This window comes from Pseudomonas sp. GW823-FHT05G12 (genome assembly GCF_058795575.1).
In genome coordinates this window covers 3587437-3604269 of the sequence record NZ_CM179501.1, presented here as the reverse complement: position 1 = coordinate 3604269, position 16833 = coordinate 3587437, and the positions used below count along the sequence as shown (strand labels likewise).

General features: G+C 62.7%; 13 protein-coding genes. 8 read left to right on the top strand and 5 right to left on the bottom strand.

All coding sequences use genetic code 11. From position 1 onward, the window contains the following. Positions 1-2: 2 nt before the first annotated feature. Entirely contained in the window at positions 3-4892 is a 4890-nt protein-coding gene (locus AC3RCM_RS16430) for an NEL-type E3 ubiquitin ligase domain-containing protein (protein WP_492629025.1), read from the bottom strand. Between the two features lie 182 nt (positions 4893-5074). Here AC3RCM_RS16430 and AC3RCM_RS16425 point away from each other — a divergent pair, with 182 nt between their 5' ends. From AC3RCM_RS16425 to AC3RCM_RS16415, 3 genes are all read left to right on the top strand, one after another. Next, entirely contained in the window at positions 5075-6001 is a 927-nt protein-coding gene (locus AC3RCM_RS16425) for an alpha/beta fold hydrolase (protein WP_010953494.1), read from the top strand. A gap of 75 nt (positions 6002-6076) precedes the next feature. Continuing rightward, positions 6077-6496, top strand: a complete 420-nt coding sequence (locus AC3RCM_RS16420) for a VOC family protein (RefSeq protein ID WP_003250810.1) — start codon at positions 6077-6079, stop codon at positions 6494-6496. Between the two features lie 261 nt (positions 6497-6757). Continuing rightward, complete coding sequence (locus AC3RCM_RS16415; protein ID WP_020193582.1) at positions 6758-8434, top strand: MFS transporter; 1677 nt, start codon at positions 6758-6760, stop codon at positions 8432-8434. Between the two features lie 310 nt (positions 8435-8744). Here the strand turns inward: AC3RCM_RS16415 and AC3RCM_RS16410 are convergent, their stop codons facing one another. Both AC3RCM_RS16410 and AC3RCM_RS16405 read right to left on the bottom strand, forming a co-directional pair. Next, positions 8745-9314, bottom strand: a complete 570-nt coding sequence (locus tag AC3RCM_RS16410) for a hypothetical protein (RefSeq protein ID WP_104887412.1) — start codon at positions 9312-9314, stop codon at positions 8745-8747. A gap of 41 nt (positions 9315-9355) precedes the next feature. Next, positions 9356-9742, bottom strand: a complete 387-nt coding sequence (locus tag AC3RCM_RS16405; protein ID WP_492629024.1) for a VOC family protein — start codon at positions 9740-9742, stop codon at positions 9356-9358. A 277-nt stretch (positions 9743-10019) separates the two neighbouring features. On the opposite strand from AC3RCM_RS16405, the gene AC3RCM_RS16400 reads away from it, so the two are divergent. Next, positions 10020-10931, top strand: coding sequence for a LysR family transcriptional regulator (locus AC3RCM_RS16400; protein ID WP_064493533.1), 912 nt, complete (start codon positions 10020-10022; stop codon positions 10929-10931). A gap of 45 nt (positions 10932-10976) precedes the next feature. On the opposite strand, the gene AC3RCM_RS16395 is transcribed toward AC3RCM_RS16400, so the two are convergent. Then, a complete protein-coding gene (locus tag AC3RCM_RS16395) occupies positions 10977-11450 on the bottom strand; it encodes a YMGG-like glycine zipper-containing protein (RefSeq protein ID WP_020190925.1) in 474 nt (157 codons plus the stop codon). Between the two features lie 150 nt (positions 11451-11600). On the opposite strand from AC3RCM_RS16395, the gene AC3RCM_RS16390 reads away from it, so the two are divergent. Genes AC3RCM_RS16390 through AC3RCM_RS16375 form a run of 4 tightly spaced genes read left to right on the top strand, consistent with a single transcriptional unit; the run spans position 11601 to position 15005 of the window. Beyond that, entirely contained in the window at positions 11601-12197 is a 597-nt protein-coding gene (locus tag AC3RCM_RS16390; protein ID WP_064493531.1) for a paraquat-inducible protein A, read from the top strand. Continuing rightward, positions 12194-12823: a paraquat-inducible protein A gene (locus AC3RCM_RS16385; RefSeq protein ID WP_064493530.1), complete on the top strand. Its 630-nt coding sequence runs from the start codon at positions 12194-12196 to the stop codon at positions 12821-12823. Before AC3RCM_RS16390 ends, AC3RCM_RS16385 begins: the two co-directional genes overlap by 4 nt. Then, entirely contained in the window at positions 12823-14463 is a 1641-nt protein-coding gene (locus AC3RCM_RS16380) for a PqiB family protein (RefSeq protein WP_020190922.1), read from the top strand. The genes AC3RCM_RS16385 and AC3RCM_RS16380 overlap by 1 nt, the downstream gene beginning before the upstream one ends. Before the next feature lie 11 nt (positions 14464-14474). Further along, positions 14475-15005, top strand: coding sequence for a PqiC family protein (locus AC3RCM_RS16375; protein ID WP_064493528.1), 531 nt, complete (start codon positions 14475-14477; stop codon positions 15003-15005). A gap of 12 nt (positions 15006-15017) precedes the next feature. Here the strand turns inward: AC3RCM_RS16375 and AC3RCM_RS16370 are convergent, their stop codons facing one another. Then, entirely contained in the window at positions 15018-16772 is a 1755-nt protein-coding gene (locus tag AC3RCM_RS16370; protein WP_081273314.1) for a phosphoethanolamine transferase CptA, read from the bottom strand. Positions 16773-16833: the final 61 nt, after the last annotated feature.

Here is a 16833-nt window from a genome sequence, read left to right as displayed (position 1 = left end):
GGTCAGCGGCCGATTGTTTGCGTCTGGCGGGTGAGGCTGGTCAGCAGACCGGTTTCAACCTGCTGCTGCTCGGCAGTCAGCGCGTCAACGCCCTGGCGATACTGCTGCTCGTTGAGCACCACGCGACGCAGCCTGCCGTCAGCATCCACCGGGCTTTCAGGCATGACCCTGGCCAAGGCTCGTCGCACCGAGCTGTCCAGGGATGTCACCGGCTCGGCGGTTTCATCCAGGCAGTAATAGAGGTAATCAAGGCCTGGCCGCCAGAAGTCGGTGATCAGGCTGAACTGGGCTGCATGCTCTCGTTTCAAGTACTCGACCCAGCCCGGCTGCTGGGTCAACCATTGCTCCCGAGCGGTGGCATCCCTGTCCAGGGAAAGGACCTCAGCTTTCACCATTTCGATGATTGTGTCGTTGATTCTGGCCGTATTGCGGTACAGCATGCCTCGGCTCGGCTCAGGGTAGTCCAGCGCGCTGGCCAACGACTGGCGCAAAGCCAAACGTACCTCCACATCGTCCACCAGCCCCGTTTGAAGTTCGCTGTCCGGAAAGGCTGAGGGGTCGTCGAGCTCATCGTAGGGGGGGAGGTTTTCATCGAAGGCCCCGTCGAGCAGCGCCTGTTTGCGCAAGGACCTTCTCCAGCTGATGCGATCGGCCAGTTGATTGACCTGACTGCGTCGATACAACTTGCCATACAGGCTCAGTAGATCAGCCGGCCGACTGCCGGCGACGGCTGCGGCTTCGTGGGCCAGCACTTCTATCTCCAAGGCACTGAACGCGTCGGCACCCGCGTCGCCACAGGTTGGCGGGAAGTCGCCGGCCACGGTGGCGAGGCGCTCACGCAGCACGGTGTCGTGGGCAGCGTCATCCAGCAGCTTCCAGACGCGCGCCCTCAGGGCCTCGCCATCACGCTGCGCTTCTGCCGACTGGGCAAGACGTTCGAGTACGCCCAGCAGCGCTGCGTTTTCACCTTGGTCGAACAGCTCGCTCCACAGCTGCTCCTCGGCATTGCTCGCCTCGCCACGGAAAACGCCTTGCCACAGTGGCACGTCTTCTGCGTGTTCGAAGACGTTGACGCCGCTGCTGCCCAGGCGTGCACGTGTCTGGGCTTCCAGGGTGTTGTAGTTGAACAGCCAACGGCGCTCCGGCAAGTGCGCGGCGACATCGCGGGCAAAAGGGGTACGCAGCACACCAGGCAAGTCTGGCAGGGTACGAATGCGGTTGGACGACAGGTTCAGATAGCGCAGTTGGTACTGGGGCTGGCTCATCAGGACGGTCAGGCTGTCGGGCCACTGCTGCAGTTCGCAACGCTCAAGCTCCAGGTGGACAAGACGGGCCATGAAGCGCAGGTCGGGTGCCAGTCGCAGTGGGTTGCCTGACAAGTGCAGTAGTACGGGGTGGATCATGTCCTGAAACTGGGCAGCAAGGCTTTCGTCGAGGGTGATTTGATTATGGGCCAGGCCGAGGGCATCCAGGGGTAAGCGCGTCAGGAAGCCCAAACTGGTGGTGTCGAGTTGCAGCCGGTTGCGGCTGAGCCACAGGAGTCGCAAGCCGGGCATTGCCCCGATGGCCTGTTGGGCGGTGGGTGAAAGGGTGGTCAGGCCATTGTCGGTCAGGCCCAGCTCGCGTAGCCGCGGTGCCGACCTGAGCGCCTCGAACAATGTCTCGGCATCGATGTCCGGGTTGCCGACGATTTCCAGGGTTTCCAGGTTAGGGAAGTTTGCCAGGAAGCTGCCCTCCAGGTGCCGCATCTGCAGCCCCTCGAGCCTGAGATTGCGGATATGCAGCATGCGTGCAGTGAAAGCGGGTAGCGCTTCGAGCTGCATACGGTCCAGTACCAGTGTTTCGGCTTGCGCGCCACCTTCACGGCGGGAAGCGCTCATCAGTCGCTCGGTGCATTGCTGGCGATCAAAGCGCTCTTCAAGAGTGCGGGCGGTGCTTACCCAACGGTTGAGATCTCGGTTGAGAGTACGCTGCTCGACCTCCAGCTGGTTGATCGCGCTACCCAGGTCGCCTCCTCGAGCCAGTTCGGCTTGTAGCCCGGTGATTTGCTCGCTGCTGAGTTCGGGGTAGAGCGCCCGGAGTCGACGTGCAGCCGGCAAGGCTCGTCCCTGCAGGCCTCGGCCGCTCAGGGGATAGCCCAGCTGGCCGTTGGCCAATCGCAAAGGGGAGCGGAACCTGGGGTTGATGGGCTGTTGGCCAAGCAGTGAGGCGCAGTGCTGGCGATCACCAAGGGCAAGTTGCAGCAACCGGGCCGGTTCAGCCTGCGGGTGCGCGGCTTGCAGCGCGTGCTTGATGCGTAGACTGTCGTCGTTGGCCAGGCTGGGCCTGAACAGGCCGAGGAGGGCGCGGTCAAGCCGCGCTCGAGCTTGCAGAAGGCGTGCTTCCTCGGCAACGCGAAGCGGCACCCGGCCGTTGGTCAGGCGTTCCCGTTCGGCGTTGCTGATGTTGGCCAGCAATTCTTCAAGCGCGCTGTCCGGTAGCCCGGGAAACTGCCGGGCGAGGGTTTGTGCAGTGGGTGGGTGTGTGGGACGGCGTCGTTGTTGCAGGCTCTCGAACAGCGCCTCGCGATGCTGTTCCAGGTGTTGCGCGAGCTTGTTGTTCAGTGCGGACGATCGGTGCTCGGTTGGTGTGTCACCGAGCAACTGCTCAATGGCTTCTTCATCCATCTGATCCAGCACGGTCTGGCTCAACTGGCCATTGTCCAGGTCGGTACGGGTAATTTCGATTTCTGTCTGGCCCAGCGTGTGAGGGGGGCCGTAGCGCACCGATTCGCCCCAGGGTTCTGGCCCTTGGTAAACCTTCAGCACGTTCCCCTCGGGCCACCCCGGCAGGCGCAGCAACTCAGGCAAGGCAAAGTTCTTGTACGCAGCCAGCGGCAACCCATGGCGTACGCAGTTGATGATCTGTTGGGTCTGATTGTCCAGTTGCAACCGCTGCAGCGCGTCGAGCAACAAAGCGGGTGGACGCAGGCCCGCTGCCTGGGCACGGCGCAGCACGTCTGGATCGGTACCGGTAGTGCGCATGGCATGGTCCAGTTCGCTGTCGTCCAGGCCTGCACTATGGCTGCCGAGGCGGCGCGCGAGCTGTTCACGTTCCCATTCCAGAGGCTGTTCATGGGCCAGTTGCCAGCGGGCGTTACCATGATGCAGCAAGCGTGGGGCATAGGCCTGCGCATCCTCGGGGTGGCGCACGCGCCATTGCTGATCAGCGCCCTGAAACACTTCGTACAGGGTCCCATCCAGCTTCAGGTAGGTCTTTCCGTCGACGTGCACATGGCCGAGCAAATCGGGTTGAGCCCCCTCAGGAATAGCCGCCGTGCTCGCATAGGGTTTCATGTCGGGGTGCCAAAGCACTTCCTTGTCTTCATGCCATACACTTTTCAGTGCATCGACAAAGCCAGACGCCTGGACGATCCTGGTGCCCACTGCAAAGCCGGCAATCACGCCCGCGTTGATGGCCAATGATTCCAGCTGCGCCAGTGCCTGCCGGGTATCACCTTCTTCCCAGGCCTCGAACCCGGTGAAAACAGAGCTCATCAGGTCGTAAGCAAAAACGCCTAGCATGACCGTGTTCAACCCCGGCACGAAGAACGCGGCGACATTCAGCACGTTCATCCCCAGGTCGAACCAGTACTTCAGACGCTCATTGCGGGCGTTGGCGTCGACTTCGGCGGTAGGGACTGCAATGGTTTTTGCGTCGGCCTTCATGCGCGCAAGGTGTGCGTTGTATAGGTTCGTCCAAGGGTCGGTTCGGATTGGCGAGAGCGTGAAAGGGATCACTGGCATGATTCGGGGTTTGCGTATGCCCGCTTCATCCTCTTCGAACAGCGCAATTTCCAGCTTTACGGCAAGTTCTTTTTGCCTGTCCTTGTAGGCGAAATGCACCAAGGTGCGGCGAAACTCGCTTTGCAATAGCCGGCTGCGCAGGTGCTTGCCCGCTTCCTGACGAGAAGCGAACTCCCTTACCGGGTGCTCGCTGTCGCCAGGGACATACACAATGCAGGGGTTCTTGCGGTAAGGGTTGTCTGGCCCGATGAACAGTATTTCGTGGACGGGGATATCGAAAAGGTTGAAGTGCCAGCAATGCAACGCCTCGTTTTCATAGGTGGGGTGAGACTTGCCGTCGCACAGTTGCCCAAGCGCATCGAGCCCGGCCTCGCTCAGCAGGCCTTTGAGCCTGGCGATCAATGCCTGGACCCTCAAGGCCTCACGGTTCGCTGCAATCGACAGGCGCTGGATTTCAGCGCGATTGGCGCCTTCATGGGTTGCAAGCAGATGGTCTTGATAACGTTTGCCAAGGTCCAGCGCCCGACAATGCCTGACGAAGTCCGCCATCGTCAGGCCTGCCGGGGGCGTGTCGCTGCCTGGGGCGTTGGTGAGCCTGCTGTAGGGGCCGACTTCGTCCAGCCCCTCGAAGTTGTGCAGGGCAGCCTCCAGCAAGCTGCGTGTTTGCGGTTGGCCGACCGGGCGAGTAGCCAGCACATCCGCTTCCTCGTCCGGGACCAAAGGCGTTTCCACATCGGGAACGCCCACCCAGATGTTGGCCTCTGACTCAAAGGGCTGGAACACATACTGCGCCCTGTCTACAGGCACATTCAGCTTCAACCGCTCGGTCAACAGCGGGCCGCAGAACGCGATGATGTCCTTGAACTCGCCCAGCGCCTGTTTGACTTGCGCCAGCCGTTTGTTCCGGGTTTGCAATGCGTTGTGCAACTGCTCACGCGTTGGCTCATCGGCAGTGGCATACCACGCGTAAGGGCTGCCATCTTCATCGAGATATTCCTTGTACAGGCTCTGCACCACTTTGCGTGTATGCGTGGGTTGGAGCGCCTTGCTCCATTTCGGTAACGATCGGGTTATCTGGCTTTGGTGCAACGGTGTCGGGGTTGTCATGGTCACCATCTCTTTTGTGGGGGGAGATAGTCCACGCTGATCAAGGCGCCGGAGTGCGGTAGATAGTTGTTGGCCGCGGTCGGTCCTGCGCATGCGCGGGTCGGTGGGGGGCTGGCAGCGAGGGAGGATCTGCGAGAGGGTGAGGCAGGTCATGGTGCAGGCTTCAGCCAAGGAGAATTGCAATGCGTTCGCTGTGCAGTCCGAAAGACCACCTGCTAGACCTCGATGGCGTTGAAATAGCGGTTCGCACCTGGGGGGCAGAAGACGGTATCCCCATATTGGCCTTGCATGGCTGGCTGGATAACGCTGCCTCGTTCGAGCGCCTGGCACCGATGCTGGACGGCTGCTTCGTGGTGGCCCCCGACCTGATCGGCCATGGCCGTTCTGGCCATCGTCGCCACGACAGCGGCTATTACCTGTGGGAGCATGCCGAAGACATGCTGGCGGTAACCGACAGTCTGGGCCTGGCGCAATTTCACGTGCTGGCCCATGGGATGGGCACCGGTATAGCGTCGCTGCTGGCGGCCATGACCAGTGGCATTGCCAGCATGACCTTCCTCGACGGCATGGGGGCACCGTTCACGGTGGCCGAGGATGACCGCGTGCAGCACCTGGCGCGGGCCTACCGGCTCAAGCGCATGGTACAGCGCAGCCAGTTGCCGGGTTTTGCCGAGCCGGATGTTGGTCGCTTCGACGACCTGGACAACGCCCTGGCGCAACGCCGCGAGCGGCTGGACACCGAACTGTCGGAAGGTGCCGCTCGGCTGCTGGCGCTGCGCGACCTGCTACAGCTGGACGATGGCTATTGCTGGCGCCACGACCCGCGGCTGGTATTGCCCGAACCCATGCCACTGACCGAGCGCGAAGCCTGCGACCTGCTCAGCCAGATCCGCTGCCCGTTGTACCTGCTGTTCGGCCGCCAGGGGGCCTTCACCGGCGAGGCCTTTACCCGGCGTCAGGCCGCCTTGCCCAGCCAGGCGAAAGTCTCCTGGCACCCAGGCGGGCACCACTTCCACCTGGATGCGCCGGACCGGGCGCTGGTCGACCAACTGCTGCGTATCCTGACGCGCCATGAAGGGGGCGTACTGCAACGCTTGGTGAACGAGTAGCTGATTCTGGTCACGCCGGGTGAACCTGGGCTATGGTGGCGAACGTATTCGCAAACACGCCACAGGGAGCCCGGCATGCGGCCTTTCACCATCAAGCACATCGACCACCTGGTGTTGCGGGTCAGCGACCTGCCGCGCAGTGTTGCCTTTTACACCGAACTGCTTGGCTGCACCGTCAGCCGCGTGCGCGAAGACCTGGGTATGGTGCACCTGGCCACGGGCACGGCGATGATCGACCTGGTGACCCTGGATGGCCCGCTGGGGCAGCCAGGCGGAGCGGCACCGGGCGTGGAAGGGCGCAACCTGCACCATTTCTGCCTGCGCATCGAGCCGTTCGACGAGGCCGCGTTGACGGCCTATCTGGAAGCCGCCGGGGTAAAGGTGGAGCCTGCCGAGAAGCGGTATGGGGCCGAAGGCGAAGGGCTTTCGCTGTACTGCTACGACCCGGATGGTAATCAGGTCGAGTTGAAGGGGCCGGTAGTGCCTGGCGGGTGAAACCGCCCCCGCCAAAATCGTCAGCCAACCCGCTATCGCCCGGCACCCCGGTGCTGCGTGTCGTCCAGGCCGCCCTCTCGTGCAGGGCCCGGCGGGTGGATATCCAGCCAATCCCGATTATGCTTCATGAACCTTGCTGCGATCCGAGGCGGCCCGCCTCGTCGTGCTTCGCGCAACCAAAGCAAGCGCCAGGGCCTGGGTGCGACGGTGAAGTGGTTGTGAGGTGCTCCGGCCTATATGACAACATGACGGAGGCAACCCATGGCGGTTCTCGACAGCACATCCACGGGCAGCGCGCCCCAACGCGGTATCACCAAGGAGGAGCGCAAGGTCATCTTCGCCTCGTCCCTGGGCACGGTATTCGAGTGGTACGACTTCTACCTGTACGGCTCACTCGCCGCGATTATCGCCAGGCACTTCTTCGCTGGCGTCAATGAAACCACCTCGTTCATCTTTGCCTTGCTGGCCTTTGCCGCCGGCTTTGCCGTCCGACCGTTCGGCGCCATCGTGTTCGGCCGCCTGGGCGACATGATCGGGCGCAAGTACACCTTCCTCATCACCATTGTCATCATGGGCCTGTCCACCGCAGTGGTGGGCCTGCTACCGGGCTACGCCACGATCGGCGTGGCCGCGCCGATCATCCTGATCACCTTGCGCTTGCTGCAGGGGTTGGCGCTGGGCGGTGAGTACGGCGGCGCGGCCACCTACGTGGCCGAGCATGCGCCCAAGGGCCGCCGCGGCTTTTTCACTGCCTGGATCCAGACGACTGCCACCCTGGGGCTGTTCCTGTCGCTGCTGGTGATCATGGCCTGTCGCACCGCCATGGGGACGGAAGCGTTCGAGGCCTGGGGCTGGCGGATACCGTTCCTGCTGTCGATTCTGCTGCTGGCGATTTCGGTGTACATCCGCCTGCAACTGAACGAGTCGCCAGTGTTCATGAAGATGAAGGCCGAGGGCAAGGCATCCAAGGCGCCCCTGACCGAATCGTTCGCCCGCTGGGACAACCTCAAGGTGGTGATCATGTCGCTGCTCGGCGGCACCGCCGGCCAGGCAGTGGTGTGGTACACCGGGCAGTTCTACGCGTTGTTCTTCCTGTTGCAGACGCTCAAGATCGAGCCGCAGACCGCCAACCTGCTGATTGCCGGTTCGCTGTTGATCGGCACACCGTTCTTCATTTTCTTCGGCAGCCTGTCCGACCGGATTGGCCGCAAGAAAATCATCATGGCCGGCTGCATCATCGCCGCGCTGACCTACTTCCCGATCTTCAAGGCACTGACCGAGTATGGCAACCCGGATGTATTCGTTGCCCAGGAGCAGAACCCGGTGGTGGTGGTGGCCGACCCGGGCCAATGTGCATTCCAGTTCGACCCGGTGGGCAAGGCCAAATTCACCAGCTCCTGCGACATTGCCAAGAGCCTGCTGGCCAAGCGCGCCATCCCGTATACCAATGAAGCGGCGGAACCCGGCAGCGTGGCACAGATCCGCATTGGCGAACGGGTATTGCCGAGCTTTGATGGCAGCAGCCTGGCGGCGGCGGACTTCAAGGTGCAAAGCGAAGCGTTTACCGCAACCCTGAGTGGTGCATTGAAAGAGGCGGGCTACCCGGAAAAGGCCGACCCGGCGAAAATCCACTACCCGATGGTGCTGTTGCTGCTGACCATTCTGGTGATCTACGTGACCATGGTCTACGGGCCGATTGCCGCCTGGCTGGTGGAGCTGTTCCCGGCGCGCATCCGCTACACCTCGATGTCGCTGCCTTACCACATCGGGAATGGCTGGTTCGGCGGCTTCCTGCCGACCGTGGCGTTTGCCATGGTGGCAGCGACCGGGGATATCTATTACGGCTTGTGGTACCCGATCGTGATTGCCGTGATGACGGCGGTGCTGGGGATCTTCTTCCTGCCGGAGACCAAGGATCGGGATATCACTCACACCTGAAGGTCGAGTTTGCCTGTGCCGGCCTCTTCGCGGGTGAACCCGCTCCTACAGGTACCGTGTAGGAGCGGGTTCACCCGCGAAGGGCTGCAAAGCAGCCCCAACAATCTCTGCCCCCCTGCGGCCCCCGTAGGAGCGGGTTCACCCGCGAAGGGCTGCAAAGCAGCCCCAACAATCTCTGCCCCCCTGCGGCCCCCGTAGGAGCGGGTTCACCCGCGAAGGGCTGCAAAGCAGCCCCAACAATCTCTGCCCCCCTGCGCCCCCCCCCCGTAGGAGCGGGTTCACCCGCGAAGAGGCCGGCACAGGCGATCAATCAGTCGAAGTAGCCACGAAGCCCGAATGCATACCCGGTATCCACAGCGGTCGCCTCACCCCGGCTCCAGCGCTTCTTCAGCACGAACTCGAACGCTGGCTCGTACAACCCGTCGCGCACCAGTGCCCCCGCCAGCACCTCCACGTCGTACCAGCCATTGTCCAGCTCGATGATCGGCCGCCCAGGCAGCCGGTAACGCGCCATCAGGTCACCCAGGGTCTTGGGCGTGAAGTGCTGCAGGATGCGCCAGGTGTACAGCATCAGCGCACCGTGCTCGATCCGCAGTACATAGCCATTGCGCCGGTGCTTCAGGCGGCTGCCGGCCTCGCGCAGGGCCGGTGTGTGGTTATCGAGGGTGAAGAGGATGCGGTAGGGCAGGTTGTCGACACCGGCCAGCGGCAGCACGATGCCTTCGCGCACAGCCTGGTCGCCGCTGTCACCGTGGGTGAACGCATGGGCCAGGTCGTCGGGCAGTTGCTGGTCTTGCTTGAAGCGTTCGAGCAACTGGATATCGCCAAGCAGAAAGTAGTCGACCAGGTCGTTGAGCACTTCGCTGAATTCGTGGCGCATCTGTTTTCCTTGTGGGTGCGCATTGGGTTAAGGGCAAGCGGCTAGTGCTTCTGGGCAATCTGGATCAGGTTGCCGCACGTGTCATCGAACACCGCCACGGTAACCGGCCCCATTGTGGTTGGTGGCCGGATGAACTGCACACCGGCCGCACATAGCCGGGTGTATTCGGCCTGGATGTCACGCACGCCGAACGAGGTGGCGGGGATGCCATCCTGCTTGAGCGCGGCCTTGTACACCTTGGCCGCCGGGTGCGCGTCGGGTTCCAGCAGCAGTTCGACGCCATTGGGGTCGTTGGGCGAAGTCAGGGTCAACCAGCGGTGCCTGCCCATGGGGATGTCGTGCCTGGGCTCGAAACCGAGTACGTAGTGGTAGAAAGCCAGGGCCTTGGCCTGGTCGTCGACGAGGATGCTGGTGACCACGATCTTCATAAGCACACACCGTTTACCTGGGGCCGATGACTATCAGTAAAGACGTTCGGGCGTTTTTGACCAGTGGCTGCAGTGCCACGGGGGCCCGTTACAGGCGCAAGCGTGGTGCGGCGCCGGTTTGCGCAGGCCTGTGAGCCGATGTACTGGCAGACCCTACAAAAAACCTGCTCAAGGCATAGGTAAATCCTTCAGCGCTCAGCGCCCGCAGAGCGGCAGCCAAGGGTAAAGTGTGAGGCATGATCCCAGCCTGCCCAGACTCGCGTCAGAGAGGTACCCTGTGGCTGCCTATACCTTGCGACAACTGAAGTACTTCGTCACCACCGTGGAAGCGGGCAGTGTGGCCGAAGCGTCACGCCAGCTGTACATCGCCCAGCCGTCCATCTCCACGGCCATCAAGAGCCTGGAGGAAAGTTTCGGTGTGCAGCTGTTCATCCGCCACCACGCCCAGGGTGTGTCATTGACGCCCAGCGGCAAACGCTTCTACGCCAAGACCAAGTCGCTGCTGCAGATGGCCCATGAGTTCGAACAGAACGCCCTGGCCGACAACGATACCGTCGCCGGGCAAATCGACATTGGCTGTTTCGAAACCGTGGCGCCACTGTACCTGCCGCGCCTGATCGCCGGCTTTCGCCAGCGCTACCCGGGTGTGGACATTCGCCTGCGCGACGGTGAGCAGCAGGACCTGATCCAGGGCCTGACCGCCGGAACATTCGACCTGGCATTTCTCTATGACCACGACCTGGATGGCACCATCGAGGCCGAGCCGCTGATGCCGCCGCAGAAGCCCTATGTGCTGCTACCCGAGAACCACCGCTTTGCCGGCCAGGCCCAGGTCTCGCTGCGCGACCTGTGCCCCGAGCCGATGATCCTGCTGGACGTGGCCCCTAGCCGCACCTACTTCGTCAGCTTGTTCAATGAGATGGGCCTGGCACCGAACATCGTCTTCAGTTCGCCGTCGATAGAGATGGTGCGCGGCATGGTCGGTCAGGGTTTCGGTTTTTCGTTGCTGGTAACCCGTCCGCACTCGGAATACACCTATGACGGCCAGCGCCTGGTGATGCTCGACATTGCCGAGCCGGTGGCGCTGTCGGGGCTGGCTGCGGCGTGGTTGAAGCGAGTCCAGCTGACCAAGCCGGCGCAGTTGTTCGTGGAGTTTTGTCGGGAAGAGCTGGCGAAGTTCCTGAACTGAGCACGCCATGCCACCCCGGCAGGAGGAGCATGGCGTGGCGATTGCTCAGGGGTTGACCTGGTAGCCGCGCCCTTGCAGGCAACCGCTGTAGGCACTGGCATGGGCCTGGGTTTTGGCCTCGTCCTGGCCGCGCCGGTCCTGGCGCCGGTCCTGACGCTGGCGCATGCCACCGACCGCGGCCCCGGCGGCGGCCACTTCGCCGGCACGGTTCTGCCGGTATTGCTGCTTGGCATCGTCACCCGCCCGGTCATACAACTCGTCATGCTGGTTGCCGCGCACCTGCGCGCCTACAGCACCGGCGGCGGCACCCGCAGCTGCACCGCGAACCCGGCCACCGACATGTGGGTCGCTGGACGTCGCTGTGCCGTTTGCGGCATTGGTGGCGACGGTATTGCAATCGTTGATATCCAGTTGCATCTGCTGGCTGCTCTGGCCCTTGAGCGGCACCACCGACTGCGCCTGGGCCGCCGATGCTGCGCACAGCAGCATCAACAGGTAACTCCACGTGAACGTACGCATGGCACACCTCCACCGGGCGGAAAGCCCGTCTCACAGAATAGTTCGCCTCTGATGTCGTGATGGAAGTTTTGCCCAGATGGTCTACACCGGATATCAGACGCCGTTCCGATTAGCCTCCTGGCCTGATCCAAGGCTACCCGTGGGCAAACCATGAGCCAGACGCAAGATCTGATCATCTGCGAGTATTGCGACACGGTGTACCACCGTGCACCGCTGCTCAAACATCAACGTGCCCTTTGCCCGTGCTGTGGCGGCGTGCTGTACCGGCACAGGTCACTGACCATCGAGCAGCGGCTGGCACTGAGTGTGACTGGCGGCGTCCTGCTGGTGTTCGCCAACTATTACCCGGTGATGACCATCGGCATGCAGGGGCTGACCCACTCGGCCACATTGTGGGACGCCGTGCAGATTCTCAGTCACGGCAGTATCACCTTCATCGCCCTGGTCATGGCGCTGTCGATCATTTTTGCGCCGCTGCTGCAAATTGCCCTGTTGTGCTGGGTGTTGAGTTTTGCCCTTGCCGGCCAGCGTGCCCCCGGCTTTGCCCTGTGCATGCGTGGCCTGGAAAGCCTGCGGCCCTGGAGCATGCTGGAGGTGTGTCTGCTGGGGGCAATGGTGGCAGTGATCAAACTGGCGGGGCTGCTCGATGTGATCCCCGGTATCGGCCTGCTGGCCCTGGCCGCATTGAGCATGTTGATCATCCACATTGCCGGCAAGGACATCCGCGACTTGTGGGAACAGGTATGACTGCCCCGGTCAAGGCGCACGACCTTGGCTTGTGTCTGTGCCATGGCTGTGGCCAGGCATGCGACACGCGCAGTGGCGCGCACACCTGCAACCGTTGCGGCGCCGTCATTCACCGGCGCAAGGCCAATGCCATCAGCCGTGGCTGGGCGTTTCTGCTGGCCGCACTGATTTTCTACATCCCCGCCAACCTGCTGCCGGTGATGCACACCGAAATGCTCGGCAGTGGTACAGAAAGCACCATTGGCGGTGGCGTGCTGGAGTTCTGGGAAGCCGGGGCCTGGGACATCGCGCTGATCATCTTCATTGCCAGCGTGGGTGTGCCCGCCATCAAGTTCTTCTCCCTTGGCCTGCTGCTGTTCACTGCCCAGCGTGGTTCTTCCTGGGCCTGCCGGCAGCGTTCGCAGTTGTACCGCTTCGTCGAGCTGATCGGCTATTGGTCCATGCTCGATGTGATGGTAGTGGCGCTGGTGGCTGCGCTGGTGCAACTACGCGGGCTGGGCACCATCGAGCCGCGTGTGGGCATTCTGTTCTTTGGCATGGTGGTAGTGCTGACCATGTTCTCTGCGATGAGCTTTGATCCACGCCTGATCTGGGATAGCCATGCCAACGAGGGGAGGCCGCATTGATGGGGCAACAGACTGACAAGCGCGAGGGCCCTGGGCAGGTTGAAGTGCGCACCCGACGTTGGAGTGTGTCGCTGGTATGGATCGTGCCGATCCTGGCGATCCTGATCGGCGCTTCGCTGGTGGTGCGCAACTGGATGCAGCAAGGGCCGGTGATTACCATTTCTTTCCACAGCGGGGAGGGATTGGTGGCGCACAAGACCCAGGTAAAGTACCGCAGTGTGGTGATTGGCGAAGTGACCACGGTGGACTTGGCCGACGACAAGAAGAGCGTGGTGGCCAAGGTTCAGCTCTCCAACGATGCCCGCTCATTCGCTACCCGGGGAGCGCGCTTCTGGGTGGTGCGACCGCGCATCGGCGTGGGCGGGGTTTCCGGGGTGGACACGCTGCTTTCGGGCAGTTTCATCGGGGCTGATTCCGGCGAGTCGAAGGTGCCGGAAAAGTCCTTTGTCGGCCTGGAGCTGCCGCCGCCGATCACCTATGACGAAAAGGGCAAGCGCTTTGTTCTTGTCGCCAGCGACCTGGGCTCGCTGGATATCGGCTCTTCGATCTACTACCGCAAGATCCCGGTGGGCGAAGTGGTGTCCTTTGCCCTCCAGGACGATGGCAAGGGGGTAGAGATTGGCGTGTTCGTGCAGGCGCCCTACGACACGTTCGTCACTGCTGACACGCGCTTCTGGAATGCCAGTGGCATCGACATGCAGATCGGTGCCAATGGCCTGAAGGTCGATACCGAATCGCTGTCGTCGATTCTGGTGGGCGGGCTGGCCTTCGGCTCGCCCGATTTCGCCGCGCAAGCCGAGCCTGCTGCCGACCAGGCCCGCTTCCAGCTATTCGCCGACCGCGACATGGCGCTGTCGCCTCCGCATGGCCAGGCGCAGTACCTGCAGTTGCGCTTCGACCAGGCCATGCGCGGCCTGTCGGTGGGCGCGCCAGTGGAGTTCAAGGGTGTGGAGTTTGGCCGGGTCACCTCGATCCAGCTCGATTACGATGCTACGCGGCAGAGCTTCCCGGTAGTGGTCGATGCGGTGATCTACCCGCAGCGGCTAGGGCCGGTGCACCGCAAGATGCTGGCGGTGTTCAAGCACACCGAGGGCGACATGCAAGGGGCGCGGAAACTGATTGGCACCTTTGTCGAACATGGGCTTCGGGCCCAGGCGCGTAGCGGCAACCTGATCACCGGGCAGATGTTCATTTCGCTGGACTTTTACCCCGATGCCCCCAAGGTGGCCTTCGACATGGCTGCCGACCCCATCATGATCCCGACGCTGCCCGGCAGCCTTGAGCAGTTGCAGGAACAGCTGCAGCGGGTGGTGGAGCGCATTGCCAAGCTGCCGCTGGAAAGCATCGCCGGTAACCTGGACGGCAGCCTGCGTGAACTGCGCGCCAGCCTAAAGCAGTTCAATGGCCAGACGTTGCCGGAGGTGAAAGTGGCGCTGGACGAGGTGCACAAGACCCTGCGCACGGCCAACTCGGCCATTTCCGAAGATTCGCCGCAGCGCGAGCGAATGGGCGAAACACTGGACGAGCTGGAACGCATGTCGCGTTCGCTACGTGACCTTGCCGATTACCTGGGCCGCCACCCCGAGTCGCTGATTCGTGGCCGGCCGAAAGCGGCCGGGTCCGCAGACCTTGAACCCTGAGGAGACAGCCGATGCAACGACTGCGCAATGCATGTGTGGCCAGCCTGCTGGTGTGGCTCGGGGGCTGCAGCAGTACGCCGAACAACTACCACACGTTGGTACCGAGCGACCCGGTACGTGACAGCGGCCAGCGCATCCAGGTGGTCAGGGTGGCTGTGCCGCCCCAGGTCGACCGCCCACAGTTGGTGGTGCGGCAAGGGCAGAGTGGCCTGGCCATTCTGGAGACGGAGTGGTGGGGAGCCAACCTGGTGGATGAATTCCGCAGCGCCCTGCAGGACCAGTTGGGCGGCCCGGCGGGTGGCGGCAAGGCGTCGCTGCGGGTGGATGTGCAACGCTTCGACACGGTACCAGGGCGCTACGCCTCGCTGGAGGCCGTGTGGCGCCTGAAGCAGCAAGGGCAGGTCGAGCTGACCTGCCGTACGTCAGTGCAGACTGCTGCGGACAACAGCATCACCAGCCTGGTGAATGCGCACCAGGCCAACCTGCGCAAGTTGGCCGAGGCGGTGCGGGGGAGTGCCCGGCAGGGTAGTTGCCCTGCATGAACCGTGGTCTCATTACTGCCTGGTGCTGGCTGTTTCCTGTACCCCGTCGGCCTTGTCCAGCGGCAGGTGGTCGAACTCGCGCAAGCCATTCTTGCGGTATGGGTCGCCGATCCAGCGTGGTGCTACCACGAACTGTGGGCTCACCAGGCTCTTGGCCGGTTCATAGCGGTCATAGCTCAACCCGGCCAGGTCTGACAGGGTATGGATCAGGTGCGAACTGCTGTAGGGGCGATCGGCCATTGCCTGCAAGTCACGCGGGTGCTCGGCCTGCCACCTTGGTGAGGTCCACAGCAGGAACGGGATGGTGTACATCGGCCGGGTCGGTGCGCCTTCGTTGCGCCCCAAGCGGTCGTGGTCACCGGAGCTGTACACGTCTTCACCATGATCGGACAGGTACATCAGGAACCCATTGGGGTTGCCTGCCGCATAACGCTTGATCAGGCTCGATACCACATAGTCGTTGTAGCGCACCGCGTTGTCATAGAAGTTGTAGGTTTTTGCCTGGTCCGCTGTCAGCTTGGCTGGCACACCCTGCCTGTCGTTGAAGTGCGCATAGTCGTCCGGGTAGCGGTAGCGGTAGTCCATGTGCGTGCCCAGCAGGTGCACGATGATGAACTTGTTGGGCGCAGGGTCTTGCAGGGCTTTCTCGAACGGCGCCAGCACCACGTCATCGTACTGGCGGGCATTCTGGTTGCGCTGGTTGTTCAGGTACACCGGCGCGTCTGTTTGCTGCGAGAAGGTGGTGAGCATGGTGTTGCGCTTGGTCAAGGTCTGCTGGTTGGTGATCCAGAAGGTCTTGTAGCCTGCCTGTTTGAGCAGGTTGATCAGCGACGGGTCGGTGAGAAAGCGATCCGGGTTCTGTTCGTCGCCGAACGTGAGGATCTGCTGCATCACTTCGATGGTGTACGGGCGCGGCGATACCACGTCGCGGAACACGGTCAGGCCCGAGTCGCTGGCGGCCAGCGCGTCGAGGTTGGGCGTGGTGTCGCGGTCATAGCCATACAGGTGCATGTGCTCGCGGGTGGTCGACTCGCCGAGCACCAATACCAAGGTGCGTGGCGCAGTGCCACTGCTGTCGCGCAGGTTTTGCAGCGGTGGCAGTGCGGCATTCTGAGCCAGCAGTTTCTGCATGTTGTCCAGTTGCTGGCGGTACTGTCGGTAACCGACCAGCAACTGCCAAGGTACGGCCGGTTCCATTCGCTGCTGCACTTTTTCGAGCGCATCGGCGAAGTTGCGCTCCTGGGTCACCATCTGCTTGTAGAACGGCACGACCAGGTTGGCCACCAGCAATAGCACGACCACCGGCAGGCGACTGCGCAGTGGCAGGCTGACCGGGCGCACGCGCCGCCACAGCATTACCGCAACCAGCGTGTACAGCACCAGTGCCAGGCCCAGCCCCACGCTGAAGTATTGGCTGAAGTACTCACCAGCCTCGGCGGTGTTGGACTCGAACATCACAAAGATGACGCTTTGTGAAAACTCCTGGCGATAGATGCCGAAGTAGCTCAGGCCCACCAGCGAAGCCGCCCACAGCACCAGACCGATGATTGCCGCGGTGGCGCGTGTGAAACGCGGCAGCAACAGGACGGGCGCCAGCCACAGGCTGCTGAGGAACAACGCATCGCGAAAACCGGCGAAGCCGGTCGTCCCGCTGAACAGCAGCAGCGCCTGGGTTACACCGGAGAAATACCAGAAGAACAGCAAGAGCCAGCCGAGGCCGGCCCAGTCCACGCGCTTGTGCGCGGCGGGGGATGTAGTGTGTGACACGTATGCCTCGTTGTACCTTGGCGGCCAGCGGTTGTGCGCGTGGCCGGAAAGGGCGTGACGC